This window comes from Rhodococcus sp. C-2 (assembly GCF_027854095.1).
Taxonomy (GTDB): domain Bacteria; phylum Actinomycetota; class Actinomycetes; order Mycobacteriales; family Mycobacteriaceae; genus Rhodococcus_F; species Rhodococcus_F qingshengii.
Genome location: NZ_JAQGFI010000002.1, coordinates 456,664 through 481,937, shown reverse-complemented (window position 1 = coordinate 481,937; position 25,274 = coordinate 456,664). Strand labels below are relative to the sequence as shown.

The 25,274-nt window shown below is 62.7% G+C and carries 27 protein-coding genes; 20 read left to right on the top strand and 7 right to left on the bottom strand.

Features of this window, described 5'->3' with window-relative positions; genetic code table 11:
* Positions 1–3 precede the first annotated feature (3 nt).
* The 6 genes from PCS43_RS06045 to PCS43_RS06020 all read left to right on the top strand — a co-directional run bounded on the left by PCS43_RS06045 (position 4) and on the right by PCS43_RS06020 (position 4,362).
* On the top strand, positions 4–945 hold the full coding sequence (locus PCS43_RS06045) for a Rossmann-like and DUF2520 domain-containing protein (RefSeq protein WP_209911224.1): 942 nt from the start codon (positions 4–6) through the stop codon (positions 943–945).
* Positions 938–1,870, top strand: coding sequence for a pantoate--beta-alanine ligase (gene panC / locus PCS43_RS06040; protein WP_175280118.1), 933 nt, complete (start codon positions 938–940; stop codon positions 1,868–1,870). Before PCS43_RS06045 ends, panC begins: the two co-directional genes overlap by 8 nt.
* Positions 1,871–1,897: 27 nt before the next feature.
* Positions 1,898–2,344 (top strand): aspartate 1-decarboxylase, encoded by a 447-nt coding sequence (gene panD, locus PCS43_RS06035; RefSeq protein ID WP_003945761.1) that lies wholly within the window; start codon positions 1,898–1,900, stop codon positions 2,342–2,344.
* Positions 2,345–2,347: 3 nt separating this feature from the next.
* Positions 2,348–3,163, top strand: a complete 816-nt coding sequence (locus PCS43_RS06030; RefSeq protein WP_007726991.1) for a type III pantothenate kinase — start codon at positions 2,348–2,350, stop codon at positions 3,161–3,163.
* 261 nt (positions 3,164–3,424) lie between these two features.
* Positions 3,425–3,943 carry a cysteine dioxygenase gene (locus PCS43_RS06025; RefSeq protein ID WP_007726989.1) on the top strand — a complete coding sequence of 173 codons (519 nt, stop codon included), beginning with the start codon at positions 3,425–3,427 and terminating at the stop codon, positions 3,941–3,943.
* On the top strand, positions 3,940–4,362 hold the full coding sequence (locus PCS43_RS06020) for a rhodanese-like domain-containing protein (protein WP_003945445.1): 423 nt from the start codon (positions 3,940–3,942) through the stop codon (positions 4,360–4,362). Before PCS43_RS06025 ends, PCS43_RS06020 begins: the two co-directional genes overlap by 4 nt.
* Before the next feature lie 21 nt (positions 4,363–4,383).
* On the opposite strand, the gene PCS43_RS06015 is transcribed toward PCS43_RS06020, so the two are convergent.
* Positions 4,384–5,343 carry an AraC family transcriptional regulator gene (locus PCS43_RS06015; RefSeq protein ID WP_209911227.1) on the bottom strand — a complete coding sequence of 320 codons (960 nt, stop codon included), beginning with the start codon at positions 5,341–5,343 and terminating at the stop codon, positions 4,384–4,386.
* Between the two features lie 80 nt (positions 5,344–5,423).
* On the opposite strand from PCS43_RS06015, the gene PCS43_RS06010 reads away from it, so the two are divergent.
* The 9 genes from PCS43_RS06010 (at position 5,424) to PCS43_RS05970 (ending at position 14,602) form a co-directional block, all read left to right on the top strand.
* Complete coding sequence (locus tag PCS43_RS06010; RefSeq protein ID WP_209911232.1) at positions 5,424–6,257, top strand: NAD(P)H-binding protein; 834 nt, start codon at positions 5,424–5,426, stop codon at positions 6,255–6,257.
* Positions 6,254–6,757, top strand: coding sequence for an anthrone oxygenase family protein (locus PCS43_RS06005; protein ID WP_054826783.1), 504 nt, complete (start codon positions 6,254–6,256; stop codon positions 6,755–6,757). Before PCS43_RS06010 ends, PCS43_RS06005 begins: the two co-directional genes overlap by 4 nt.
* 11 nt (positions 6,758–6,768) lie before the next feature.
* Complete coding sequence (gene lysS, locus PCS43_RS06000; protein ID WP_003945834.1) at positions 6,769–8,280, top strand: lysine--tRNA ligase; 1,512 nt, start codon at positions 6,769–6,771, stop codon at positions 8,278–8,280.
* 225 nt (positions 8,281–8,505) lie between these two features.
* Positions 8,506–8,658: a hypothetical protein gene (locus PCS43_RS05995; RefSeq protein WP_167548962.1), complete on the top strand. Its 153-nt coding sequence runs from the start codon at positions 8,506–8,508 to the stop codon at positions 8,656–8,658.
* A gap of 264 nt (positions 8,659–8,922) precedes the next feature.
* The gene (locus tag PCS43_RS05990; protein WP_307848877.1) at positions 8,923–9,261 is read left to right on the top strand and encodes a histone-like nucleoid-structuring protein Lsr2; all 339 of its coding nucleotides are present in this window, start codon (positions 8,923–8,925) and stop codon (positions 9,259–9,261) included.
* 105 nt (positions 9,262–9,366) lie between these two features.
* Positions 9,367–10,308: an esterase/lipase family protein gene (locus PCS43_RS05985; RefSeq protein WP_007726972.1), complete on the top strand. Its 942-nt coding sequence runs from the start codon at positions 9,367–9,369 to the stop codon at positions 10,306–10,308.
* Between the two features lie 38 nt (positions 10,309–10,346).
* Positions 10,347–11,204 (top strand): esterase/lipase family protein, encoded by an 858-nt coding sequence (locus tag PCS43_RS05980; RefSeq protein ID WP_209911239.1) that lies wholly within the window; start codon positions 10,347–10,349, stop codon positions 11,202–11,204.
* A gap of 297 nt (positions 11,205–11,501) precedes the next feature.
* Complete coding sequence (locus tag PCS43_RS05975) at positions 11,502–14,045, top strand: ATP-dependent Clp protease ATP-binding subunit (RefSeq protein ID WP_003945604.1); 2,544 nt, start codon at positions 11,502–11,504, stop codon at positions 14,043–14,045.
* Positions 14,046–14,122: 77 nt separating this feature from the next.
* Positions 14,123–14,602: a nucleoside deaminase gene (locus PCS43_RS05970; protein WP_209911245.1), complete on the top strand. Its 480-nt coding sequence runs from the start codon at positions 14,123–14,125 to the stop codon at positions 14,600–14,602.
* 57 nt (positions 14,603–14,659) lie between these two features.
* Here PCS43_RS05970 and fadD5 read toward each other — a convergent pair whose 3' ends face one another.
* The 3 genes from fadD5 to PCS43_RS05955 form a co-directional block, all read right to left on the bottom strand.
* On the bottom strand, positions 14,660–16,249 hold the full coding sequence (fadD5, locus tag PCS43_RS05965) for a fatty-acid--CoA ligase FadD5 (RefSeq protein WP_003945871.1): 1,590 nt from the start codon (positions 16,247–16,249) through the stop codon (positions 14,660–14,662).
* A gap of 95 nt (positions 16,250–16,344) precedes the next feature.
* A complete protein-coding gene (locus tag PCS43_RS05960) occupies positions 16,345–17,124 on the bottom strand; it encodes an enoyl-CoA hydratase (RefSeq protein WP_003945899.1) in 780 nt (259 codons plus the stop codon).
* Positions 17,121–18,110, bottom strand: coding sequence for an NAD(P)H-dependent flavin oxidoreductase (locus tag PCS43_RS05955; RefSeq protein WP_209911248.1), 990 nt, complete (start codon positions 18,108–18,110; stop codon positions 17,121–17,123). The genes PCS43_RS05960 and PCS43_RS05955 overlap by 4 nt, the downstream gene beginning before the upstream one ends.
* A 339-nt stretch (positions 18,111–18,449) precedes the next feature.
* Between PCS43_RS05955 and PCS43_RS05950 the strand changes: the two genes are divergently transcribed.
* Positions 18,450–19,673, top strand: coding sequence for a TetR/AcrR family transcriptional regulator (locus PCS43_RS05950; protein WP_039972781.1), 1,224 nt, complete (start codon positions 18,450–18,452; stop codon positions 19,671–19,673).
* Between the two features lie 98 nt (positions 19,674–19,771).
* Positions 19,772–20,206 carry an OsmC family protein gene (locus PCS43_RS05945; protein WP_007726950.1) on the top strand — a complete coding sequence of 145 codons (435 nt, stop codon included), beginning with the start codon at positions 19,772–19,774 and terminating at the stop codon, positions 20,204–20,206.
* On the opposite strand, the gene PCS43_RS05940 is transcribed toward PCS43_RS05945, so the two are convergent.
* Entirely contained in the window at positions 20,181–20,663 is a 483-nt protein-coding gene (locus PCS43_RS05940; RefSeq protein WP_042923589.1) for a hypothetical protein, read from the bottom strand. The genes PCS43_RS05945 and PCS43_RS05940 overlap by 26 nt on opposite strands.
* Positions 20,660–21,175: a DUF4352 domain-containing protein gene (locus PCS43_RS05935; RefSeq protein ID WP_003945701.1), complete on the bottom strand. Its 516-nt coding sequence runs from the start codon at positions 21,173–21,175 to the stop codon at positions 20,660–20,662. Before PCS43_RS05935 ends, PCS43_RS05940 begins: the two co-directional genes overlap by 4 nt.
* A 24-nt stretch (positions 21,176–21,199) precedes the next feature.
* On the opposite strand from PCS43_RS05935, the gene PCS43_RS05930 reads away from it, so the two are divergent.
* From PCS43_RS05930 to PCS43_RS05920, 3 genes are all read left to right on the top strand, one after another.
* Positions 21,200–22,555, top strand: a complete 1,356-nt coding sequence (locus PCS43_RS05930) for a sensor histidine kinase (protein WP_054781748.1) — start codon at positions 21,200–21,202, stop codon at positions 22,553–22,555.
* 48 nt (positions 22,556–22,603) lie between these two features.
* The gene (locus tag PCS43_RS05925; protein ID WP_209911251.1) at positions 22,604–23,257 is read left to right on the top strand and encodes a response regulator; all 654 of its coding nucleotides are present in this window, start codon (positions 22,604–22,606) and stop codon (positions 23,255–23,257) included.
* Positions 23,258–23,333: 76 nt separating this feature from the next.
* Complete coding sequence (locus PCS43_RS05920; protein WP_270923003.1) at positions 23,334–23,978, top strand: DsbA family oxidoreductase; 645 nt, start codon at positions 23,334–23,336, stop codon at positions 23,976–23,978.
* On the opposite strand, the gene PCS43_RS05915 is transcribed toward PCS43_RS05920, so the two are convergent.
* The gene (locus PCS43_RS05915; protein ID WP_209911783.1) at positions 23,957–25,225 is read right to left on the bottom strand and encodes a GAF domain-containing protein; all 1,269 of its coding nucleotides are present in this window, start codon (positions 25,223–25,225) and stop codon (positions 23,957–23,959) included. The two genes, PCS43_RS05920 and PCS43_RS05915, sit on opposite strands and share 22 nt — an antisense overlap.
* Positions 25,226–25,274: the final 49 nt, after the last annotated feature.

Here is a 25,274-nt window from a genome sequence, read left to right as displayed (position 1 = left end):
CCGGTGACTTCCTTCGGGATCACTAATGGACCTGCACCTGCGCGATTGACGGTAGGAATTGTCTCCGCAGGCAGGGTCGGAACAGCTGTCGGTGCCGCATTGGAGCGAGCCGGTCATGTTGTCAGCGCTTGCTCCGCCGTCTCCAGCGCCTCGGTTGCCCGCGCTGTGAAGCGGCTTCCCGATACCGAAATTCTTCCGGCCGCCGACGTCGCAGCTCGTTCCGAGTTGCTGATTCTCGCCGTTCCTGACGATCAACTTGCGGATCTTGTTCGAGGTCTGGCGGCCACCCATGCCGTCAAGCCGGGCACGCTCGTCGCCCATACGTCCGGTGCCAACGGGATCGCGATCCTGACTCCACTCACCGAACTGGGCGCACTACCCCTGGCTATCCATCCGGCGATGACGTTCACCGGTCACGACGAGGACACCGCACGGCTGTCGTCGGCATGCTTCGGAATCACCGCTGCCGACGACATCGGTTACGCGATCGCGCAGTCACTGGTCCTCGAGATCGGCGGCGAGCCCGTCCGAGTGCGCGAGGAGAACCGCGCGCTCTACCACGCCGCACTGGCTCACGGCAGTAATCACCTGGTCACGCTCGTGGTCGACGCCGTCGAGGCCCTGCGAGCGTCGTTGCAAGGTGACGAGCTGCTCGGTCAGCAGTTGGTCGACGGCGATCCGGGTGGAGTGGCCGAGCGAGTCCTGCAGCCGCTGCTGTCGGCGGCCTTGGACAACGCGCTACGACGCGGTCCCTCGGCGTTGACCGGCCCGGTGGCACGCGGCGACGCTGCTGCTGTCGACACACATTTGCGCGTAATGACAGACCTGGATCCGGAGCTCGCTGCCGGCTATCGGGCGATGTCCTTGCGATCGGCCCAGAGGGTGGGCGCCCCCACCGAATTGTTCGACATCTTGACTGAAACGGGAGGTGACCGTCGTGAGTGATCTGCAGGGCGGATACAAGCGCGGCGAACTGACGGTGCACCACGATCCGGACAAGCTTCGGCGCGTCTCGCGGGCACTTCGAGGTGTCGGGCGTCAGGTGGCGCTCGTTCCGACGATGGGTGCGCTGCATGCCGGCCACATCGAACTGGTTCGTCAGGCCAAGGTCACCGGCGCCGTCGTGATCGTTTCCATCTTCGTGAACCCGCTCCAGTTCGGTGCCGGTGAAGACCTGGACGCGTACCCGCGCACTCTCGATGCGGATCTCGACCTGTTGCGCGCCGAGGGCGTCGAATTGGTGTTCGCGCCGAGCGCCAAGACGATGTACCCGCGGGGCCAGCGCACCACCGTCGTGCCGGGCCCGTTGGGTAGCGAACTCGAAGGCGGAGCGCGCCCCACTCACTTCGCGGGAATGCTGACGGTAGTGGCGAAGTTGCTGCAGATCGCGGCACCCAATCACGCGTACTTCGGTGAGAAGGACTACCAGCAGCTGACGCTCATCCGTCAGATGGTGTGGGATCTCAACTTCGATGTACAGATCATCGGAGTTCCGACGGTTCGCGAGTTCGACGGTCTCGCGTTGTCCTCTCGCAATCGCTACCTCGACGAGAACCAGCGCGCGGCAGCGGTCGCGCTGTCCGCCGCTCTGATCGCCGGTGCACACGCGGCGGCTGGGGGAGCGGAAGCAATCCTGGAAACCGCACGCGCTGTTCTGGCAGCTGTTCCGGAAATCGAGGTCGACTACCTCGAGGTTCGGGGCGTCGATCTGGGCCCCGCGCCCGAGCGAGGTGACGGTCGACTGTTGGTGGCCGCCAAGCTCGGAACCACCCGTTTGATCGACAACGTCGGTGTCGCGGTGGGAACCGGCTTCCTCGAGCGTGACACCGACCCATCCGCCGACGCCATCGACGACCTGCTGTCTCACTGAGCACTTTTCACGAGTAAGGACCTGGATATGTTTCGCACGATGATGAAGTCGAAGATCCACCGCGCCACCGTGACTCACGCCGACCTGCATTACGTCGGCTCCGTCACCGTCGACCAGGATCTGATGGACGCCGCAGACCTCCTCGAAGGCGAACAGGTGTGCATCGTCGACATCGACAACGGTGCGCGTCTCGAGACGTACGTCATTGCCGGCGAGCGCGGAACCGGTGTCATCGGAATCAACGGTGCGGCAGCGCATCTGGTCAAGCCAGGCGACCTGGTCATCCTCATCGCCTACGGCGTGATGAACGAGCAGGAAGTCAAGGAGTACTCCCCGCGCGTCGTCTTCGTCGATGCCGACAACAAGCAGATCGAACTCGGTTCCGACCCGGCTCACGCGCCGGAGGGTTCGGGTCTGATCACCCCACGCATGCTGTCGACGCTCGAGGCCTCGCGCGAATCCAGCCTGGTGTAATCCATGCTGCTCACGGTCGACGTCCGGAACACCAACATCGTTCTCGGTCTGTTCTCCGGGACTGGTGAGTATTCGAAGCTGTTGCAGGACTGGCGAATGCGAACCGATCCTCGGATGACTGCCGACGAGTTGGCGTTGACCTTCCGTGGGCTGTTGGGTTCTCATGTCGATCAGATCACCGGCGTTGCGGCGCTGTCGACAGTGCCGTCCGTCTTGCGTGAAATCCGTGTGATGCTCGAGCGGTACTGGGGTCACGTTCCCCATGTGGTGGTCGAACCGGGTATTCGCACCGGTGTGCCACTGCTGGTGGACAACCCCAAAGAGGTGGGAGCCGACCGGATCGTCAACAGCCTTGCCGCTCACCATCTTTACGAGGGGCCGTGCATTGTCGTGGACTTCGGTACGTCGACCTGTGTCGACGTCGTTTCCGCCAAGGGTGAGTTTCTGGGCGGCTGCATCGCGCCCGGACTCGAGATCTCGACCGATGCCTTGGCGTCGCAGTCCGCTGCGCTGCGCAAGGTCGAATTGGTGCGCCCGCGTTCGGTGGTCGGCAAGAATACCGTCGAATGCATGCAGTCCGGTGCGGTATTCGGCTTTGCAGGCCTCGTCGACGGATTGGTCAACCGCGTCCGCGACGAACTACCGGAGTTCGGTGGTGACGACGTCTCCGTGATCGCGACCGGGGACAGCGCACCGCTGATCATTCCCGAGTCCGACACCATCGATCACCTCGAACGGGACCTCACCCTCGAGGGGCTGAGGTTGGTCTTCGAGCGCAATCAGGCGCGTCGTGGATCCGGTCGACGACCCGTCGCCTGATCGATGGTTTCGTTCCAGCGGTTTCGCGATTGCAAAAGTTATGCCACAATGGTGCTCGTGAATCGCTGCATGGGTGCTCAGGAGTGTTGTCGAGGCTGACCGCTGCCTTGACCAATTCACATTCCTTGGAGCTAGCTCGTGCTATCCACATATTCTGCAGATCTCTCTGTTTTGACCCCGACTCTCGCTGCTGATCGTGCTGTTTCCGCAGGTCGTAGCGCTAATCGTGGGGCGTCCGGACGCCGTCCGAGTGGTGCGTCGTTGCCTACCCGCCTTCGCCCGGCCGATCTGCTGCGTCTGACCGACGAGGGAGCAAACGGCGTGCTCGACGGCCGTTTCGATCACCTCATCCCCGACACCTTCCCGACGCTCGACCGTTGGTCCACCCGCTTGCACGCGGACGACGACGTCGATGTGTGGCTCATCAGTTGGGTGCCCGAACGCAACACCGAATTGCACGACCACGCAGGCTCGTTCGGTGCCTTGACCGTCCTCAGTGGTTCGCTCACCGAATTCCGTTGGGCCGGTGACGCCCTGGTGGAACGCCAGCTCGACGCCGGCGACCAGGCTTCGTTCCCGCTCGGATGGGTTCACGATGTCGTGCGTTCGACGGATGCTCCCGGTGCTCCGATCGAAATCAGCTCTGATGCACCGACTCTGAGCGTTCACGCCTACTCGCCGCCGCTGACGGCAATGTCCTTCTACGAAGTGACGGATCACCGGACACTTCGCCGCACCCGTACCGAGCTGACCGACCTGCCCGAGGGGGGCACCAAATGACCATCGACCAAATGCTCGACGACGCTCGCGCACAGATCGATCGTATGTACGTCTTCCAGCTCACCGAAGCCTTCCATCGCGGCGCGATCTTCGTCGACATTCGCCCGCAGGCGCAGCGCGCCATCGAGGGAACTCTTCCCGGTGCACTCGCGATCGAGCGGAACGTGCTCGAATGGCGCCTCGACCCCACCAGCAGCGCACACCTCGCGTTGGCCACTGACCACGACGTCGAGTGGGTGATCGTCTGCTCCGAGGGCTACACCTCGAGCCTGGCCGCAGCGTCGTTGCAGCAGTTGGGCCTGCACAAGGCCACCGATCTCGTGGGCGGGTACCAGGCGATCAAGGCCGCCGGCCTGCTCGGTGCGCTGAGCGGAGTTCGTCATTGCTCCCGCGAGCTGGCGGCGGTTTCGGCTCATTGAGGTATTTGCTGTGCGCCTTTATTAACCGCGGGCGGTTAATAAAGGCGCACAGCGGGTCTGGCGGTACATCTTCGGGCTCATTCCGTGATGACGGGTGAACGCGGTTGTGAGGGCAAAGGGGCTCGAGTAGCCCACTTCTCGCGCGATCGACGACACCGTTCGTGCCGGGTCTGCGAGTAGATCCGCCGCCACGGACAGTCGCCAGTCGGTCAGATAGCCGACAGGTCCGAGCCCCATGAGGCTGGTGAACCGGCGCGCGAAGGCCGCTCGCGAACAGCCGGTCTCCTGGGCCAGGCTCGCGACCGTCCAGGGGTGCTCCGGCCGATTGTGTATGAGCCGCAAGGCATGCCCGATGACGGGATCCTCGTAGGCCTTGATCCATCGCGGCGATCGATCCGGGTTCGCCGCGAACCAGGTACGGACCGCCGAGATCAGAACCAGGTCGAGGAGCCTGTCCAACAACACTTCCTGTCCTGGCCCGTCCGCGGCGATTTGTTGTTCCAGAAGGTTTGTCATCGGCGCGGTTTCGATGCTGCGTCGTACTACCGCGACGGGTGTCAGGCTGTCGAGGATCTGACGGCTGACATAGGAGTCCAAACGGTATGTGCCCGTGAGCATGACGGTCTGACCACTGGTCGAGTTGCCCCAGGTGCGAACGCCGAGAACCGACATGTCCTCGAGTGCTGTGCCGTCGACCGCAGCGCAATTCTGTGCTTCGTCGATCAGTACGTGGACTGGTGTGTCCGGGTGATCGGCGACCGTATACGGATCGGGGCCGCGCAACAGTGCAACGTCGCCGGCCTCGAGATCTTCTGTCTGTCCGGTGTCGGAGACGACGACCGCGCTGCCTCGAACCAGAACCAGCACGGTGATCGGTGCGTGGTCCTCGATACGTAATGACCACGGTGGATCGAGCAGCGAGCGCAGTAGAAAAGCGCCCTCCGCCCGCGATCCGGCCAGCATCATCGACAATGCATCCATGCTTCGACCGTAGACGCTGGCGTATGTTTTTGCGACCTTCGGCTATGGATCGTATTGACGCTCCGCGGTCGAATGAGTGCATGACGACAACAAGCGACATTCAATCGGCAGTAGTGATCGGTGGTACCGGCAAGACCGGTGCGCGCGTTGCGCAGAGGCTGACGGCGGTGGGAATCCGTACCCGAATTGCATCGAGAACATCCGGGGCGCGTTTCGACTGGAACGATCAGACGATGTGGCAGCCAGCAGTGTCCGGCGTCGACGTGGCATATGTGACGTATGCGCCAGATCTGGCTGTTCCGGAATCGAGCGCCCACATCGAGGAGTTCGCGGAGCTTGCGTACCGCGAAGGGGTTCGTCGCATGGTGCTCCTGTCCGGGCGCGGTGAACCGGCGGCGCAGAAAGCCGAGCAGGTTCTCGCCGACAGCGGTCTGGAATGGGCTGTGGTGCGGGCCAGTTGGTTTGCCCAGAACTTCAGTGAGGGGTACCTACTCGATCCGATTCGGGAAGGCCACCTGGCACTTCCGGTCGGTGAGGTGGGGGAGCCGTTCATCGACGTCGACGATCTCGCCGACGTGGCGGTGGCCGCATTGACTCGAACCGACCTCCTTGGCCGAGTTCTCGAGGTGACAGGTCCGGAGTTGCTCACTTTCGCGGCGGCGGTGGATGCGATTTCGACGGCGTCGGGTCGTCTCGTGACATTCGAAAGAATTGGACTCAAACAGTTTTCCGACGGCATGGCGGAGGTCGGCGTCCCGAGTGACGTCGTGGAGTTACTCAGGTACCTGTTTGCCGAGGTTCTCGACGGACGAAATCAAAGTGTGACCGGCGTCGTCGAAGAGGTCCTGGAACGACCCGCTCGAGATTTCACCACTTTTGCCGCCGAGGCTGCCCGAACGGGGGTCTGGTCGTGAAGAAATCCGAGATTTTCTTGGAGCTGCTGCTCGGGGTGACTGCGCTCGGCGCGCTCGTCGCCGGTGGTGCGTTGTTTGCCTTCTCGTCCTTCGTGATGCCCGCTCTGCGGTCGGTCGATGCACATACCGCGATCACGTCGATGCAGGCGATCAACGTCGAAGCGCCGCGTAGTGCGTTGATGCTGCCGCTGGTCGGATCGGCGCTCACCGCGATCGCCGCTGGAATCTGGGCAGCGATCTCCAGACCGGACGGCTGGGTCCTTGCTGTCGTCGGTTGCGTCGGGGTGCTCGCGTCCTTCGCGGTGACCGCGATCTACCACGTCCCTCGCAACGACGCGTTTGCCTCGGTCAGCACTACCGACGCGGCCGCATGGGCGTCGTACGAGGCGGGTTGGACTATGTGGAATCACGTTCGGGTCGGGCTGTACCTGCTGTCGGGAATCGTGCTCGCGGTGGCCGCGGTGCTACCAGCAACAAACGCGGTGGACACGGCCCAGTAGTCTTGTACCCCGTGAGTGATGTAGAAGCCCAGCCAGTCGACGACACCCCCGAGCAGCTCCGTATCCGGCGCGAGAAGCGTGAACGGATCCTCGCGCAGGGGCAGGAGGCGTACCCGGTTTCGGTCGATCGCACCCACACGCTCGCGCAGATCCGCGCGGAGTACCCGGAACTCGAGCCGGACACGGCGACTGGTGTGCTGGTCGGCGTCGTCGGCCGCGTCATCTTCATGCGCAACACCGGCAAGTTGTGCTTCGCGACTCTGCAGGAAGGCGACGGTACCCAGCTGCAGGCCATGATCAGCCTCGCCGGCGTCGGCGAAGAGGCACTGGCTGCCTGGAAGTCCGACGTCGACCTCGGCGACTTCGTCTTCATCCACGGTGAGGTCATCAGCTCCCGTCGCGGCGAGCTCAGCGTGATGGCCGACGCGTGGCAGATCGCGTCCAAGTCGCTGCGCCCCCTGCCGGTTGCTCACAAGGAAATGAGCGAAGAGTCCCGGGTGCGTCAGCGCTACGCGGATCTGATCGTTCGCCCCGAGGCTCGGGACAACGCCCGCAAGCGCGTCGCAGTTGTCCGTGCGCTGCGCAATGCACTCGAGAGCCGCGGCTTCCTCGAGGTCGAGACGCCGATGCTGCAGACGCTGCACGGCGGCGCGGCAGCTCGCCCGTTCGTCACGCACTCGAACGCCCTCGACATCGACCTGTACCTGCGTATCGCGCCGGAACTGTTCCTCAAGCGTTGCGTCGTCGGCGGTATCGAGAAGGTCTTCGAGATCAACCGCAACTTCCGCAACGAGGGCGTCGACTCCACTCACTCGCCCGAGTTCGCGATGCTCGAGACGTACGAGGCCTACGGCACGTACGACGATTCCGCGAAGATGATTCGTGAACTCGTCCAGGAAGTTGCGCAGGAAGCATTCGGCACGCAGGTCCTCACCCTCGCCGACGGTTCCGAGTACGACGTCAGTGGCGAGTGGCAGGTTCTCGAGATGTACCCGTCGCTGTCGGCTGCCATCGGCACCGAGGTCACGCCGGATACGACGGTCGACGAGCTTCTCGCTCTGGCGGAGAAGGTCGGCCTCGAGGTTCCCAAGGACAAGGGTTACGGCCACGGCAAGCTCGTCGAGGAGTTGTGGGAACACCAGTGCGGCGATCAGCTGTACGTGCCGACGTTCGTCCGTGACTTCCCGGTCGAGACGTCGCCCCTGACCCGTGATCACCGCAGCAAGAAGGGTGTCACCGAGAAGTGGGACCTCTACATCCGCGGATTCGAATTGGCGACCGGCTACTCCGAACTGGTCGACCCGGTCATCCAGCGTGAGCGCTTTGTCGACCAGGCGCGCCTCGCGTCGGCAGGCGACGACGAAGCGATGGTGCTGGACGAGGAGTTCCTCGCCGCGATGGAACAGGGCATGCCGCCGACCACCGGCACCGGCATGGGAATCGATCGACTGCTGATGGCTTTGACTGGTCTCGGTATTCGCGAGACGATCCTCTTCCCGATCGTTCGTCCGTCCGCTCGCTAGCTTTACTTCGATCAAGGTTCGGCCGCACATGTTGCGGCCGAACCTTTTTCAGTTGGGGCGCTCCCAAGGTATTCGATAGTTCCCAACGACATTCGCCTGCGGCAAAGGATTCATCCATGCGCGGTCGCCCGAGTTTCGGACTCTCGAATTGTTGCGATGATTTGGTCGATCGTGCCCTGGTTGAGTGCGTCAGGTAGTCCCTGATCCGACTGGACAAGGAAGACCATGACCTCGGCTGTGGAGTATCCGGGTGTGGTGACGACATCGAATTGTGCTGAGGGCGGATCGCATTCGTTGTCCGCCGGGATATTTGTGACGGTTGCGGTGTACCGGATCGCAGGGCGTCCGGAGATGGTGAAATTCGTGGGTCCGCTGTAAGCGATGCTGGCGAGAGTGCCGTTCTTGGAGGCGAAGATTGCGCTCGGTAGAGGTCTTTTCTCGAGTCGTCGTCTGTCATGATTCCCCCGTCTGGATGCATCCCCCGATGCGCCGCAAAGAATGTATCGGCACTGTCTTTGTCGCAAGACAAGTCGATCGGCATACCCGGCGGCGAGAAGTCCCAATCATCCTGGCGAGCCAAGACAGGACGTTTGTCCAGGTGCTATTGTCGCTGCTTATCGAAGGATCTGGGGAGGAATGGTCGTGGTGAAAAAGGTTGTTGTCACGATGGTTGACGATCTGGACAATAAATCGCCCGCCGACGAAACTGTGGAGTTTTCCGTCGACGGAGTTGCTTACGAAATCGATCTCACCGCCGCCCACGCCGCGGAACTGCGCGATGCACTGAAAAAGTGGATTCCCCATGCGAGAAAGTCGAATTCCGCAAAATCGGCCAACGGATCGGTGGCCAAGTCTCGCCCAGTTGCCGACCGCGATCAGAGTGCCGCCATCCGCGAATGGGCCAAGGGGGCCGGCTTCGAGATTTCGGCCCGCGGTCGTATTTCCACCGAGGTGCGCCGAGCCTACGAAAAGGCCGTCTGAAATGGATCGCGAATGGATTCGGGCGCATTTTGCCGAAACGGATTGATAACGCGTTCTAGTTTGTTAGCGTCTGCACGGTTCGCATCTCTCGTAGAGGAGTCGGTCGTGCACAGAAACAGGTTGTTCGGGGGCGTGGTTCTTGCCGCTCTGATGCTCGTCGGGTTCACCTCCGTGGCTTCGGCTCAGGCTCCGCTGCCCGTGCCCAATGCCTTCCTTGCCGGTGTTCCTCAGGAGTTGGGAAATCCTGGCGGTTCAGCTCCGGGATCCAATGACTTTTCGTGTAAACCGACTGCCGAACATCCCAATCCGGTTGTGCTCGTTCACGGAACGGGTGGAAACAGGCAGACCAACTGGGCCACCTATGCGCCGTTGCTCGCCAACGAGGGCTACTGCGTCTTCGCGCTGACATACGGCAACTTCCCCGAGCAACCGTGGCCGTTGTCGGCGATCGGCGGAATGCAGGAAATTCCTTCCAGCGCAGCACAATTGTCGAATTTCGTCGATCAAGTACTTGATGCCACGGGTGCTACATCGGTAGATCTGATCGGACATTCCCAGGGCACCATCATCAACGGGTACTACGCGAAGTTCCTCGGTGGTGCCGATAAAGTGGACAACATCGTCTCGGTGGCGTCGCTGTGGAAGGGGACGCTCGGAAACGAGCAGGCAAGTGTCGGCCGCAGCCTTCGCGAACTCGGGGTATCCGAGGCAGCGCAGGCCGGATTCCCGATCTGCAAGGCATGTCTGAACATGGGGGCAGGCTCGGAGTTCATCGAAAATCTCCGTGCGGGAGGCGTTTACGCGCCGGGTGTTCACTACACGAACATCACGACCCGCTACGACGAACTGGTGCTGCCGTATACAAATGGGCTGGAGCCTGGGCCGAACGCCACCAACATCGTCGTCCAGGACGGTTGTGAGCAAGACATCTCCGATCACCTGGCAATCGCGGCATCGCTGCGCGCCGCGACTTTTGCTCTCAATGCACTCGACCCCGCGCATCAGCGGCCGGTACCGTGCAACTCGGTATTGCCCGTCGTGGGTTGATCAATTTGCGGAGGCCTTCGGTGGGGATTCGAACATGCGTGGGCGCTCTCGCTGTGGCGGGGGCCGTGGCCGCGTCCGCGCCGTCTCTTGCGTCGGCGAACGAACCTCTTCCCGTTCCGTCCGGTTTCCTCAGTGGAATCGCCCTCGAAGCGACCAACCCGGGCGGATCGGCCCCTGGCACCAACGACTTCTCGTGCACGCCTTCCGCTGCTCATCCTGATCCAGTCGTCCTTGTGCACGGGACGGCGGCCAACCGTCAGACCAATTGGGGCGTACTCGCACCCGTACTGGTCAACGAGGGACACTGCGTTTTTGCGCTCACCTTCGGGAATCGAACGGACCAGCCGTGGCCGATTTCCGCAGCCGGCGGTCTCGCACCACTCGGAGACAGCGCAGGGCAGCTGTCGGACTTCGTCGACGACGTTCTCTCTGCGACGGGTGCCTCGAAGGTCGACCTGATCGGACACTCTCAGGGGACGACGGTCAGTGCGTACTACGTCAAGTTTCTCGGCGGCGACGCGAAGGTTTCCAAGATCGTCTCCATCGCTCCGTTGTGGGACGGCTCGGAGGTCGGGCCGCCGGAAGGCATCGGGGGACCGGATTTCGACAACGCCACCTTCGTCACCGAACTGCGCGACGCGGGCGTCTACTCCGATGACGTCGAGTACACCAACATCGTGACTCGGTTCGATCAAGTGGTCGTTCCGTACAGCAGCGGAATACTGGCCGCGTCGAACGCGTCGAACATAGTTGTTCAGGACGGTTGCGAGCAGGACCTGTCGGATCACATCGCGCTGGTGGCGTCTCAGCGAACGGCGACTCTGACGCTCAACGCGCTGGATCCGTCGAATCCGCGTGAGGTGCCGTGCGCTCGGGTACTCCCGATATTCGGCTGATCAGGCGTCGAAAATCGCTGTTCGCTTCAGGCGTACAGGAACCGGGAAACGATTCCCTCAGCTGCGACGTTGTGAACGGTAAGCAGTCCGGCTTCCGCCGCCAATCGGGTGGAGGAGCAGCAGGTGGACTTCGCGCCCTCTAGAGTAATAAGTGGGGTCGTGCAACCTTTGTCGATTCGTGGACGTCAGTCCGCTGACCGGCGAGGCGATCAGTCTGTAGTGCCGGAGCGAAACGCGGCGACCAGGGACGAGACATCCGGTCTCGAACCTGCCCGCCGGAGAGTGTGAGGGAGAGCGATGTTCGAGAGGTTCACCGATCGCGCGCGGCGCGTTGTTGTCCTGGCTCAAGAAGAAGCCAGGATGCTCAACCACAACTACATCGGCACGGAGCACATCCTTCTCGGCCTCATTCACGAGGGCGAAGGTGTCGCAGCCAAGTCGTTGGAGTCGTTGGGTATCTCCCTCGAGGGAGTCCGCAGCCAGGTCGAGGAGATCATCGGCCAGGGCCAGCAGGCTCCGTCCGGTCACATCCCCTTCACACCGCGCGCCAAGAAAGTCCTCGAGCTGAGTCTGCGCGAAGCGCTGCAGCTCGGACACAACTACATCGGTACGGAGCACATCCTGCTCGGTCTCATCCGTGAGGGTGAGGGCGTAGCAGCCCAGGTTCTGGTCAAGCTCGGTGCCGATCTCAACCGCGTCCGCCAGCAGGTCATCCAGCTGCTGTCGGGCTACCAGGGCAAAGAGCCCACCGAAACCGGTGGCACCCGCGGAGAGGCCGGCACGCCGTCCACCTCGCTCGTGCTCGACCAGTTCGGTCGCAACCTGACGCAAGCTGCCCTCGAAGGCAAGCTGGACCCGGTCATCGGCCGCTCGAAGGAAATCGAGCGCGTCATGCAGGTTCTCTCGCGTCGTACCAAGAACAACCCGGTTCTCATCGGTGAACCCGGTGTCGGTAAGACCGCTGTGGTCGAGGGCCTGGCTCAGGCAATCGTCAACGGTGAGGTCCCCGAGACCCTCAAGGACAAGCAGCTGTACACGCTCGACCTCGGGTCGCTCGTGGCCGGCAGCCGTTACCGCGGTGACTTCGAAGAGCGCCTGAAGAAGGTTCTCAAGGAGATCAACACCCGCGGCGACATCATCCTGTTCATCGACGAGCTGCACACCCTCGTGGGTGCGGGCGCGGCCGAGGGCGCTATTGACGCGGCCTCCATCCTCAAGCCCAAGCTTGCTCGCGGTGAGCTGCAGACCATCGGTGCCACCACGCTCGACGAGTACCGCAAGTACATCGAGAAGGATGCTGCCCTCGAGCGTCGTTTCCAGCCTGTTCAGGTGGGCGAGCCGACCGTCGAGCACACCATCGAGATCCTCAAGGGTCTTCGTGACCGCTACGAGGCTCACCACCGTGTCTCCATCACGGACGGTGCTCTCGTGGCAGCGGCGACGCTGGCCGACCGCTACATCAACGACCGCTTCTTGCCGGACAAGGCGATCGACCTCATCGACGAGGCGGGCGCGCGAATGCGCATCCGTCGGATGACTGCACCGCCGGACCTGCGCGAATTCGACGATCGCATCGCCGACGCGCGTCGCGAGAAGGAGTCCGCGATCGACGCGCAGGACTTCGAGAAGGCTGCGAACCTGCGGGACAAGGAGAAGACCCTCGTTGCTCAGCGCGCTGAGCGTGAGAAGCAGTGGCGTGCGGGCGACCTGGACGTCATTGCCGAGGTCGACGACGAGCAGATCGCCGAGGTTCTGGGCAACTGGACCGGTATCCCCGTCTTCAAGCTCACCGAGGAGGAGACCACTCGTCTGCTCCGCATGGAAGAGGAACTGCACAAGCGGATCATCGGCCAGGAAGAGGCGGTCAAGTCCGTCTCGAAGGCGATCCGTCGTACGCGTGCAGGTCTGAAGGATCCCAAGCGTCCCTCGGGCTCGTTCATCTTCGCCGGCCCGTCCGGTGTCGGTAAGACGGAGCTCGCGAAGTCGCTCGCCAACTTCCTGTTCGGCGACGACGACGCCTTGATCCAGATCGACATGGGCGAGTTCCACGACCGCTTCACCGCTTCGCGTCTGTTCGGTGCCCCTCCCGGGTACGTCGGATACGAAGAGGGCGGCCAGCTCACCGAGAAGGTGCGCCGCAAGCCGTTCAGCGTCGTGCTGTTCGACGAGATCGAGAAGGCACACCAGGAGATCTACAACACCCTCCTGCAGGTGCTCGAGGACGGCCGTCTCACCGACGGTCAGGGACGTACCGTCGACTTCAAGAACACGGTGCTGATCTTCACGTCCAACCTCGGTACGTCGGACATCTCCAAGGCAGTCGGCCTGGGCTTCAGCTCGGGAACGGGCACGGAGTCGAACTACGAGCGCATGAAGCTCAAGGTTCACGACGAGCTGAAGAAGCACTTCCGTCCCGAGTTCTTGAACCGTATCGACGACATCGTCGTCTTCCATCAGCTCACGAACGAGCAGATCGTTCAGATGGTCGACCTGATGCTCGCTCGCGTCGAGGCGGCACTCAAGAACAAGGACATGGCCATGGAGGTCACCGACAAGGCCAAGTCGCTTCTGGCCAAGCGCGGATTCGATCCGGTACTGGGTGCACGACCGCTGCGTCGCACCATCCAGCGCGAGATCGAGGACCAGATGTCCGAGAAGATCCTCTTCGGAGAGATCGGACCCGGCCACATCGTGCTCGTCGACGTCGAGAACTGGGACGGCGAAGGCTCGGGCGAGGACGCGAAGTTCACGTTCACGCCTACCAAGAAGCCGATCGACGTGCCGGACGCACCGCCGATCGAGCTGACCAAGGCCGGCGAAAGCGAAAGCGCAGCAGAGTAGTACAGCAGAGTAGGTAACGAACGGGCGGCACCTCACCGGTGCCGCCCGTTTCGTGTATCACGGGAGAGGGCGTACACATGAACGACATCGAACTGGGTCACCTGCGTCGTTGCATCGAATTGGCAACGGAAGCATTGGATGCCGGCGACGAACCTTTCGGTTCCGTCCTGGCAGCGGCCGACGGAACATTTCTGGCGGAGGACCGAAACCGGATCGCGGGCGGCGACAACACTCGCCACCCCGAGTTCGAGCTGGCTCGGTGGGCGGCTCAGTACCTGACGCCGGAAGAGCGTTCGACGGCAACGGTATTCACCTCGGGAGAGCACTGCGCGATGTGTTCGGCCGCGCACGCGTGGGTGGGCCTCGGACGTATCGTCTACATCTGCTCTTCGGCTCAACTCGGCGACTGGCTCGCGGAGTGGGGTGTGTCCCCGGCGCCGGTGAAGTCTCTGTCCGTCAACGAGGTTGCGCCGAACGTCCCGGTCGAAGGCCCGGTGCCGGAGTTGGTTCCGCTGGTGCGAGAACTGCATCGGAAGTTGCATTCGCCGAGTGCTTGACGGGCACACACAAACGGGCGGCACCTCGCTGGAGGTGCCGCCCGTTTGCGTGTGAAGTCAGGAAACTGCGTCGACCGCTCGAACCTTCTCTCGCAGTTCACCCTTGACGACCTTGCCGCTTGCATTGCGCGGCAGTGCTTCCACGACGACGATGTCCTTCGGGTGCTTGTAGCGCGCGAGACGATCGTTGAGGAAGCTGCTCAGCTCCTCGATGGTCAGGTCCACGGCTGAACCTGGCGCCATCGCGACGATCGCTACGGGCACCTCGCCCCACTTGGCGTCGGGGCGGCCGACGACGGCCGCTTCGACGATCAATTCGTGTTCGTAGAGGACGTTTTCCACCTCCGCGCAGTAGATGTTCTCTCCGCCGGAGATGATCATGTCCTTCTTGCGATCCACGACGTAGACGAAGCCTTCGTCGTCGACTCGAACGAGATCGCCGGAGTGGAACCATCCACCGTGGAAGGCGTCAGCGGTGGCGGTGGGGTTGTTCCAGTATTCGCTCATCATCGTGGGCCCGCGGTAGACGATTTCACCGATTTCACCGGGCGCCACGTCGTCCATGTTCTCGTCGACGACCCTGGCCGAGATGGTCGGGATGACCCGACCGACGGATCCGAGCTTACGAATCGCATCCTCGCCGTCGAGAACGCAAGTGATGGGCGACATCTCGGTCTGACCGAAGACCGCGACATTGAATGCGTCCGGGAAGGTTTCGGCCATTGCCCGCAGGATCGTGTCGGACGACGGTGCGGCGCCCCACGAGATGTTCTTCAGCGACAGTGCTCGCGGTTGCGCCTTCTGTACGGCGCACACGGCCTGCCATTGCACGGGCACGAGGAACAAGCTGGTGACCTTCTCGGCTTCCAGGATGTCGAGTAGTTGACCCGGGTCGAATGCGCCGACCGGATGGATCACCGTGGTCGTGCCGAGTTGCAGGCTCGGCGCTATGGAACCGAGGGCTGCGATGTGGAACATGGGCGACGCGCAGAAGCCGATGGAATCGGCATTGAACAGGTGGAAGGCCCTGATACAGGTCAATGCTTGCGAAGACAGGTTGGAGTGGGAGAGCACCGAGCCCTTGGGGCGACCGGTGGTTCCCGAGGTGTACATGATGAGTGCAGGAGTGTCGTCCGGGATGTCGACGAACGCGTGCGACTCGCCCTCTTCGCTGATCAAGTCCTCGTAATTCAGGCTGTCACCCTCGGCGGGGGCGCCTACGGTGATGGAGATGTCGATACCCTCGGACGCGGCTCGCGCAGCTCCGGCCAACGGAGCCAACGGTCCTTCGGCGACAATGACTTTGGAGCCGGAGTCGTTTACCAGATAAGCGACCTCGGGTGGTGTCAGACGGAAGTTCACCGGAACAGCGATGGCGCCCAGTGCGTTGGTCGCGAGCACGACCTCGAGGTATTCGGGGCGGTTGAGCATCAGGATGAGCACGCGGTCGCCGAAGCTGACGCCGCGTCGGGCAAGAGCGTCCGCCAGCTTCTCGACGCGTGCGTCGAGGGTGCTCCAGGTGATGGAATCGCCCAGGAATCGCAGTGCGGTGCGATCGGGAATCATCTGCGCATGCCTGGCGATCTGATTGTTCCAGTTGGTGCGGCGTGAACGCTGCGCCTCGGAGACTGCATCGGTGGAGGCCATCGATGGGTTCCTCTCATGCGTGGGTGATTGTGTGACTCAGGCTACAGTGAGCCGTCGATTCGTACAGTGGTTTTGTTAACGAAAATTCGCAGTGATTACTTGAAGTGGGGCGCGCGTTTCTGCAGCATCGCCATCGCGCCTTCTTTGAAGTCCTCGCCAGTGAGAAGTTCTGCCTGACCGGTATTTTCGAGCTCCAGCGCAGCATCGAGGCGGTCCAGTGTCGCCGCATTGAGTGCGCGCTTGGTGAGTTCGAGGGCGCGTCGGGGAGCCTTCGACGTGCGATCGACGACGGAGTCGACGAGTGCGTCGAACGCGTCGTCGGCGACGGTGCGGGACACGAGCCCGAACCGCTCTGCGTCCTCGGCGGAAACTCGCTCGCCCAGCAATGCCATCTCGGCCGCTCGGGCGCGTCCGATCGCTGCCGGTACCAACGCACTGGCGCCGCCGTCGGGCATCAAGCCGATGTTGACGAAGGAGAGGAGGAAATAGGCGCTCGATGCGGCGTACGTCAGGTCCGCGGCTAGAGCGATGGACACGCCGACGCCGGCGGCCGGGCCGTTGACCGCGGCGATCACCGGGACCGGGGCGCTGGTGATGGCGCGAATCAGCGACGTCGCCGCATCCATGACGACTTTCGGGTCTGCGGGGTTGACGGCCGCTGCGGCGAGGTCGGCTCCGGTGCAGAACGCTCGACCGGATCCGGTGATGACGATGGTGCGAACGGCCGGGTCTGCGCCGCCGTCGTGGACGGCAGCTGCGAAAGCAGTCATCGTGGGCAGATCGATCGCGTTCATCCGCTTCGGGCGGTCGAAGGTCAATCGCAGTACACCGTCGGTGATTTCGGAGCGAAAGCCCGTCTCGGCGGTGGCGGTCATGCCGCGCTCACAGCGGTGACGAATCCGGAAAGCCGTGAGGTGATGAGGTGTTCGGCCTCCGAGACCATGCGGTCGATCATGTCGGCGACGGTCGGGATGTCGTTGATTAATCCTTGGCTCTGTCCGGCGGACCAGATGCCTGCATCGAGGTCGCCGTCCTCGAAGACCTTGCGTCCGCGGGCTCCGGCTACCAGATGCTGAATGTCGCTGAACTGCGCGTCGCCATGTGCTTCGATGTCGACGACCTCGGCACTGATCGCATTCGCGGCTACGCGCGCGGTGTTGTGAAGCGTCCGGAAGATCAGCTTGGTGTCGCGTTCGGTGTTTGCGACAATCTGCTCTTTAACCGATTGTGCGACAGGGGATTCCGCGGTACACATGAAGCGAGTTCCCATGTTGACGCCGTCTGCTCCGAGCGCAAGCGCCGCGACGAGTCCACGTGAATCTGCGATTCCGCCTGAAGCGATCACCGGAATCGTGAGTTGCTGCGTGGCCGCCGGAATCAGAATGAGCCCTGGTATGTCGTCCTCGCCTGGGTGCCCGGCGCATTCGAAGCCGTCGATGCTGACGGCGTCGACGCCCAGTCTCTCGGCTTTGACCGCATGTCGAACTGCAGTGCACTTGTGGATAACCTTCACGCCCGCGTCCTTGAAATGCGGAAGATGATCGATCGGATTGGAACCGGCGGTTTCGACGATCTTGATCCCGGATTCGATGATCGCCTGGCGGTATTCGGCGTACGGCGGCGGCGTGATCGACGGCAGAATAGTGAGATTGACGCCGAAAGGCTTGTCGGTGAGATCGCGGGTTCGAGCAATTTCCTTGACGAGGTCTTCCGGTGTGGGTTGAGTGAGGCCCGTCAAGAACCCGAGGGCGCCGGAATTTGCCGTGGCCGCAACAAGTTCTGCCCGTCCCACCCACATCATGCCCCCTTGCACGATGGGATGGTCAACGCCGAACATTTCGGTGAAGCGAGTGCGAATCATCTGCTCACAACTACTTTCTTACGGTCGGTCATTCGGCATCGAACCCTCTTGCGGGCGAAGAAAACTTCACGCCGCAGGGAACGAGCCCGCCAGCGGACTACGTGCGAGGTTATGCGAATCGTCACTAACATAACACCGCTGAGAGAGCGGGTGTCAAGACTCTTTTTCCGGAATCCGTCCGCCGCTACAACTGCGTTGTAGGGTTTCGGGTGAAGCAGTACCGGGCGCGAATTGCGACCTTCGCGACGGTTAACATGATCCGTTCGGACTCGCGCCCGTGGAAGTGCGGTGCAGCGGACGAAGGCAGTGCAAGAGAAAGCAACGGAAGTGGAGGGTCAGGTGCCCGGACAGACACGCGTCTCCGTGCGTGGCGGCGACCCTGCACCACGGACGCGTCCGAAGAATCGGAAGGCGCAAATCGCGGCCGCTGCTGCGGAAGCATTCAGCGAACGTGGCTACCACGCGGTGGGCATCGACGAGATCGCAGCGAAGGTCGGAATTTCCGGTCCGGCCCTCTATCGTCATTTCCCCACGAAATACGCCCTGTTCGTCTACACCGTGAACAACCTGACGCAGGCGTTGTTGGATGCCAGCGATCCAGCTGTGCACGGAAACGAAAATCCACGCGAGCAGTTGAACTCCACGATGGTGGGTGTCATCCGCGCGACGATCGAGAATCGGCGCCGGGGAGGGCTCTACCGATGGGAGGGCAGGTACCTGGTCGACGAGGATCGTGAGCAATTGCGGGTGGGAATGCGCACGCTCAATCTTCGGATCGCCGAGCCGCTGGCAGCGGTTCGTCCGGAACTCGACCCGGCGGATGTAGAACTCATCGCGCCCGCCGTGCTCAGTGTGATCGCCAGTATCACCGGTCATCGATCCGCGTTGTCCGCCAAGCAGATCGAAGCGCTGATTCTTGCGGCATGCTGGTCCGTCATCGGCGTCGAATTGCCCGCTGCCGAGGAGGACGGCGCGAGGGCAGGGGCGTCCGAACGCAAAACAGGCCTCGTACGGACGTCGAAACGCGAAGTGCTGCTTCAGGAAGCAGTGTTGCTGTTCTATCAGCGCGGCTACCACGACGTGAGCATCGAGGAGATCGGTGCCGCGGCGGGTATCAACGCGTCGAGTGTGTATCGGCACTTCGCGAGCAAGGCCGACCTTCTTGCTGCGGCCTTCCACCGTGCGTCCGATCGTCTGACTATGACGTTGGGCTCGGCGTTGGCTGAGTCGGAGACTCCTCTCGCGGCCGTCGAGACGTTGGCGAAGATGTACGTCGAGGTTTCGTTCGGAACCAGCGAACTGTTGGCCGTGTACTTTGCCGAGATCGGCAGCTTGCCGGATCGATCACGGACCGAGTTGCGCAACATTCAGCGTTTGAACGTCGAGGAGTGGGCGCACTTGTGTGTCGAGGCGCGTCCGGAGTTGACGATCGTCCAAGCGCGGTTCCTCGTTCACGCGGCGCTCGGACTGGTCTTCGACATCGGCCGAATCGTGCACTTTTCCTCGGAGAACTCCGCGCAGGCCCGCGTCGAGAAACTGCTGTCCGCGACGCTCCTCGGGTAGTCCCGCCCGAAACAGTAGGTGTGACTTCACGTATCGCGGGTAGGTTCGTGATCGCAAGGCGTTCACCGAATCATGTGAAGACGGAAGTAGGGACAGCAATGCCAACTCGTACCGCACGCACCGCCTGGAACGGCACCCTCGAGGCCGGATCGGGACAGGTGGAACTCACCAGCTCGGGCGTCGCCACCTTCGACGTGTCGTTCCCCAAGCGCGCAGCTGAGGAGGCCGGCGGAACCACCAGCCCCGAGGAACTCATCGCCGCGGCGCATTCGTCCTGCTACGCGATGCAGTTGTCGGCCCTGATCGCCGAGGCCGGCGGGACCCCCCAGAGCCTCGACATCACCGCGGACGTGTCACTCGGCCCCGACACGGTCGGATTCAAGCTCACCGGAATCAAGCTCACCGTTCGCGCCGAGGTCGACGGCCTCGACGCCGACGGTTTTGCCAAGGTTGCCCAGGCGGCCAAGGAAACCTGCCCGGTCAGCAAGGCACTGACCGGCGTCGACATCACGTTGGATGCGGCCCTGGACTGATCATCTCGCGCTCGGGCGCCCCCTCCGGCGCCCGAGTGCGGTGGTGTGTGACGACCAGATAGCTCGCGAACAGGATCGGGAGCACCCACAGGTCCGAGGGATCGCGATAGACCAGGATCGGCAAGAGATCTCCGCGGAATCCTCCTGCGGTCAGGCGGAGAAACCCGATCACCCACTCGTATGCGTCGCCGATCGGCGATATCACCTTCACGGCGGCGAAGCCGATCCCCGTGACTGCGATGGACCAGGCGATCGCTGCTCGCCCCACCAGACTTCGCCTGAGCACCTCGAGAACCGAGAGCAGAAGCAGGGGAAGCAGGAACACCCCGGCAACGTCGGACAGCTTGCCCGTCATCGTGTTCCCGAATGCCCCTTTGAGTACGTGGTCGTTGATCAAGATGACGGCCACCGAGACCAGTGCCCACGGATTCAGCAGCAGATCGCCCGGACGGTTCACGACAGGTTGATGGTTGCCGAGCCGGACGAGAACAGATCGCACTTGAACTGAAGGCGCAGACCGGTGGCGGCTTCGGGGACCTCGTACGCCAATTCGCCTCGTTTGGCAGCGCCCGGCGCGAGCTCTCCGTCGACACTCGAAGTGCTGCTGTCGGTGAACGTGATGTTGTACGACTTGTTTGCCGAGTCCTGCAGTTCGAAGCACATCATCGACGAGACCGTCGACGGCTTGTCACTGTTGTTGGTGACCTCGGTGTCGACCACGACGTAGCGGTTTCCGGGATCAGCGGTGATGAACTGATTGGTCGAGACGTAGGGATCGACGACGCCGTGTACCTGGACGCGCCAGTCGCCCAGTTCGACGACGTCACCGATTCCGAAGGCGGCCGCAGGTGCGGCGGAAGAACCGTTGTCGTCGACCTTCTTCGCTTCGTCGGTCTCGCCCGAGGCGATGGTTGCGAACAGGGCTGCGCCGACGGCGAGGAGGGCGAGGGGAGTGCGGAGTGATCGCATGATGTGCGCCTTTCGAGAGTTGGTATGGCACAAGTCAACGATGTGAGGACTGCTCACCGCTTCGGTCGAAAGATCGGTCCGCCTCATCCTTTCGGTCGGAGCCTGGCGGTTCGTCCACCCGTTCGGCTGATTCGAGGCGTCGGTGGCGGTGGATACGCTTGCTCGGTGATCACCACCAAAGGAACCGTTGTGCGACGACGCGTATGGACTACCGCCGCTGTCGCGTTCAGCCTTTTCTGTTCCTTCATGACGGTGGGCATCGCAGGCGCGTCGGGAAATATGCCACCGGTATTGGTCGGTATCGGGTTCGTCCTGGGCGTGGCCGGTGGGATATCGCTTGTGTGGCGCCATCAGTATCCCTGGGTGGTTCTGGCGATCACGCTGGTCGGCCCGTTGTTCTTCCCCACCGATGCGACGGCGGCGCTCATCGCATTGTTCGCCGTTGCTCGGATCGCGCGTGGGCCTCGGCTTGCTGCCGCTGCGGCAGCTGTCTTCGTCGCGTGCGGAATTTCGTTGACCTACGACGCTTTTCGCAATCGTGAGTACTCCGTTCTCACGATGGGAACGATGAAACCCAAGGATGGTTCGGCGGTTGTTCAATACGACGTCGCCATCTGGATCCCGTGGCTCGTCGCAGCCGTCATGGTCGGCATCGTCGTGGCGCTCTCGCTCCTGATTCGGACCAGAACCGAACTCGTCGAGGCAGAGCACGTACGGGATCTTGCCACCGAGAAAACAGACGTGATGCGCGACGAGATGATTCGCACCGAGGAACGAACGCGGATCGCGCGCGACATGCACGACACGATCGCGGCCAGTTTGAGCCGGATTTCGTTGTTCGCCGGTGGGTTACAGGTCAGCGCGGCAGACAATCCCGAGAAGGTCGTCAACACCGCTGCGATGATCAGAACCACCGCGCACGAGGCTTTGGACGAATTGAAGGGAATCGTCGGAGTGCTCAGGGGAAGCGGTGATCGCCGCGAACACGGCGGGCACCAGGGGATCGACGCGATCGGCGATCTGGTCAACGGTGCACGCGCCGCGGGCATTCACTGCCGTCTCGAATCGGAGTTGCTCCCGGGTGATGTCGGAATGCTGGCGGGCCACGTCTGTTATCGCGTTGTTCAGGAATCGTTGACCAACGTCCAGAAGTACGCGAGCGACCAGATGCTCGTCATTTCGGTGACCGGGTCGCCGCACGACGGAATTCGTATCCTCGCACGCAACAAGCTGAGCGAGCTTGCACCCATGACGTCGATCGGTTCACGGTCCGGCCTACGCGGGTTGGCCGAACAGGCAAGAGAAATCGGCGGCAAGGTGGAGGCAGGCGCGCTGGGGGACGATTTCCTCGTCAGTTGCTGGGTGCCCTGGTCGTCGTAACCCTCCCACCCTCCGACTGTCGGGGGCTCTGGGTAATCTGAGCGCACTATGGACGCTGACTCGCGCATCACAGTTTTGATCGTCGACAACGACGCCTGGGTTCGGCGCGGAATGAAAGACATCCTGGAAGCAGCGCCGGACATCGTGGTGGTTGCCGAGGCCGAGGACGGCGATCAGGTCGCAGCCAAGGTCACTCGGTTTCGTCCGCACGTGGTGCTGATGGATCTGAAGATGGCACGCGTCGGTGGCTTGGAGGCCACCCGAGAGTTGATGACCATGAGCAATCCGCCGAAGGTCATCGCGATGACCGCCTTCGACGTCGACGACATGGTCGTGCAAGCGGTCGAGGCGGGCGCGCACAGTTTCCTGAGCAAGGACGCGGCCCCACACGCGTTCCAGCAGGCAGTACGGGTGGTGGCGTCGGACCACTCGTTGTTCAGCTCCGATTCTCTACGTGCCATCGTGGCCTCGGCGCCGCGTCGGCAAACACCCGACCTGACTCCCCTCGCTTCGCTCACCGAGCGTGAGCGCGAAGTGCTGACAATCCTGGCGACAGGCGCGGCCAACAGCGTCATCGCGGAGCGGCTGTACCTCGGTGAGACCACCGTCAAGACGCATATCTCCTCGTTGTTCGCCAAGCTCGGTGTGCCCAACCGGGTGAGTGCGTCGTTGATCGCGTTCCGGTGTGGTCTGGTCACGTGATTCTGTGACCTCGTGACGCGAGCCGGGACTAATCCCGGCCCTGTTCGTTGTTGCACCTTCGGTGACTGATCAAATCGTGATTGACCAAGACGTGACCATCGAAGTGTGGTCTGACGTCGCTTGTCCGTGGTGCTACATCGGAAAGACCAGGTTCCTTTCGGCTCTGGATCGTTTCGAGAACAAGGACCGCGTCAACGTCATCTGGCGCTCGTACCAGCTCGCTCCGGACACCCCGGTGGGAGAGGGACGAACCGAACTCGACGCCTTGGTCGAGATGAAGGGGATGGCGCCTGATCAGGTACGTCAGATGTTCGCCCACGTCAGCGCGACGGCAGCCGAGGTCGGCTTGACCTTGGACTTCGACACCGTGATCGCCGCCAACACCTTTGATGCGCACAGGTTGCTGCATCTCGCGGGTGAGCGGCAGAACGAACTCCTCGAAGCGCTGTTCAAAGCGCACTTCAGCGACGGCAAGGTGATCGACGACCGTGAGGTGCTGGTCGAGCTGGCCGTGAGCGTCGGCCTCGACGCCGACGTCGTGCGCGAGCAACTGGGCTCCGATGCCGCAGCCGAGGCTGTTCGCGAAGATCTGTCCATGGCCCGCCAACTGCAGGTCAGCGGCGTTCCGTTCTTCGTCGCCAACCGTGCGGTCGCAGTATCCGGCGCTCAACCCGAAGAGGTGTTTCTGCAGTTGCTTACTCAGGCCTCCGAACCGGCCTGAGTAAGGCGAGCGGCACGAACTGCCGGGGCGCTCGAGAACGGCAACAGATGTGCACCGTCGTCGGGGCAGGAAAGCGTGACGTGCGCTGCATCGACGAACCGGTACGGCTGCGCTGCAACAACTCCGGCAAGGTTCTTGCGCAGACGCGACATCTCGGCCCGCGCGGTCACCGTGCGGGCCGGGTCACCGAAAAGATCCTGCGCCAACCGCGATGCGGTCAGTCCACGCCTCTCGGATCCGAGGAGAAACAGAATCTCCGCATGCCGCTGGGTCGGGGAGTAGGCCCATTCGCCCAACCCCGACGTGACGGTCACCGACATGTTCTCGGAATCGCGCAGATCGATATGCACCGTGGGCGCACTGATTTTCTCGCCGGTGGCGATCGGCCGGACCACCCACCCGCCGGGAAGTGGATCCAGTTCGCACAGACCCAAAGCGGGGAACCACGTCCTGCCGGGAGCCAGAGCCGCGGGGAGCAGCACGCGCGAGCGATGAGGTAGCGCATCGACCGCCGCTACCCAGCCATGAGTATCGATCACCAATGCCGGTGATCCGCTACGAGCAAGCATCGGCCCTGCAACAGAACGCAATTGATCGAGATTGTCCCGATGCTTGTCGCGCAGGTGTGATTGCGCGAGGCGTGCGACGGCGTCGACCAGAGCGAGTGTGGTGGGGTGGACGGTCTTGGCGGGACCACTGATGTCGACGACGCCGATGACACGGTCGTCCCGCGGATCGCGGATGGGTGCCCCCGCGCAGGTCCACGGATGATGGCTGCGCGCATAGTGTTCCGCCGAGAAGATCTGAACCGCCTGTCGTGACACCAATGCCGTTCCGATGGCGTTGGTGCCGACGCTGTCCTCGGCCCAGTTCGCACCCTCGACAAATCCCAGACGCGCAGCTTGGTCCAGTACTCGATGGGACCCGCTGCGCCACAGAACAGTTCCGCGAAGATCTGCGACGACCATGATGTTCTCACCGCTCGCGGTAACCGATTCGAGTCCACGCGTCACGTCGTCGAGCACGTCGTACAGTCCGGACTCACGACGACGGAGATCGAGTTCGGCGACGTCCATGGACGGTTCGACCCGGTTGTGTTCGGGGTCGATACCTAACTCGCGCAGGCGTTGCCACGATTGGCGGACCACGTCCCTGGGGCGGGCCGGTGCGCGGTCTCCGGCCATCGTCGCGTCGTACACCGCGGCGAGGGTCCTCGCGTAGTCGCGAGGATCCTCGCCGGGCGGCATCGCGGGCTCGGGCAACCGCTTTTTCAGCGAAGATACCGTTTTCAGCGAA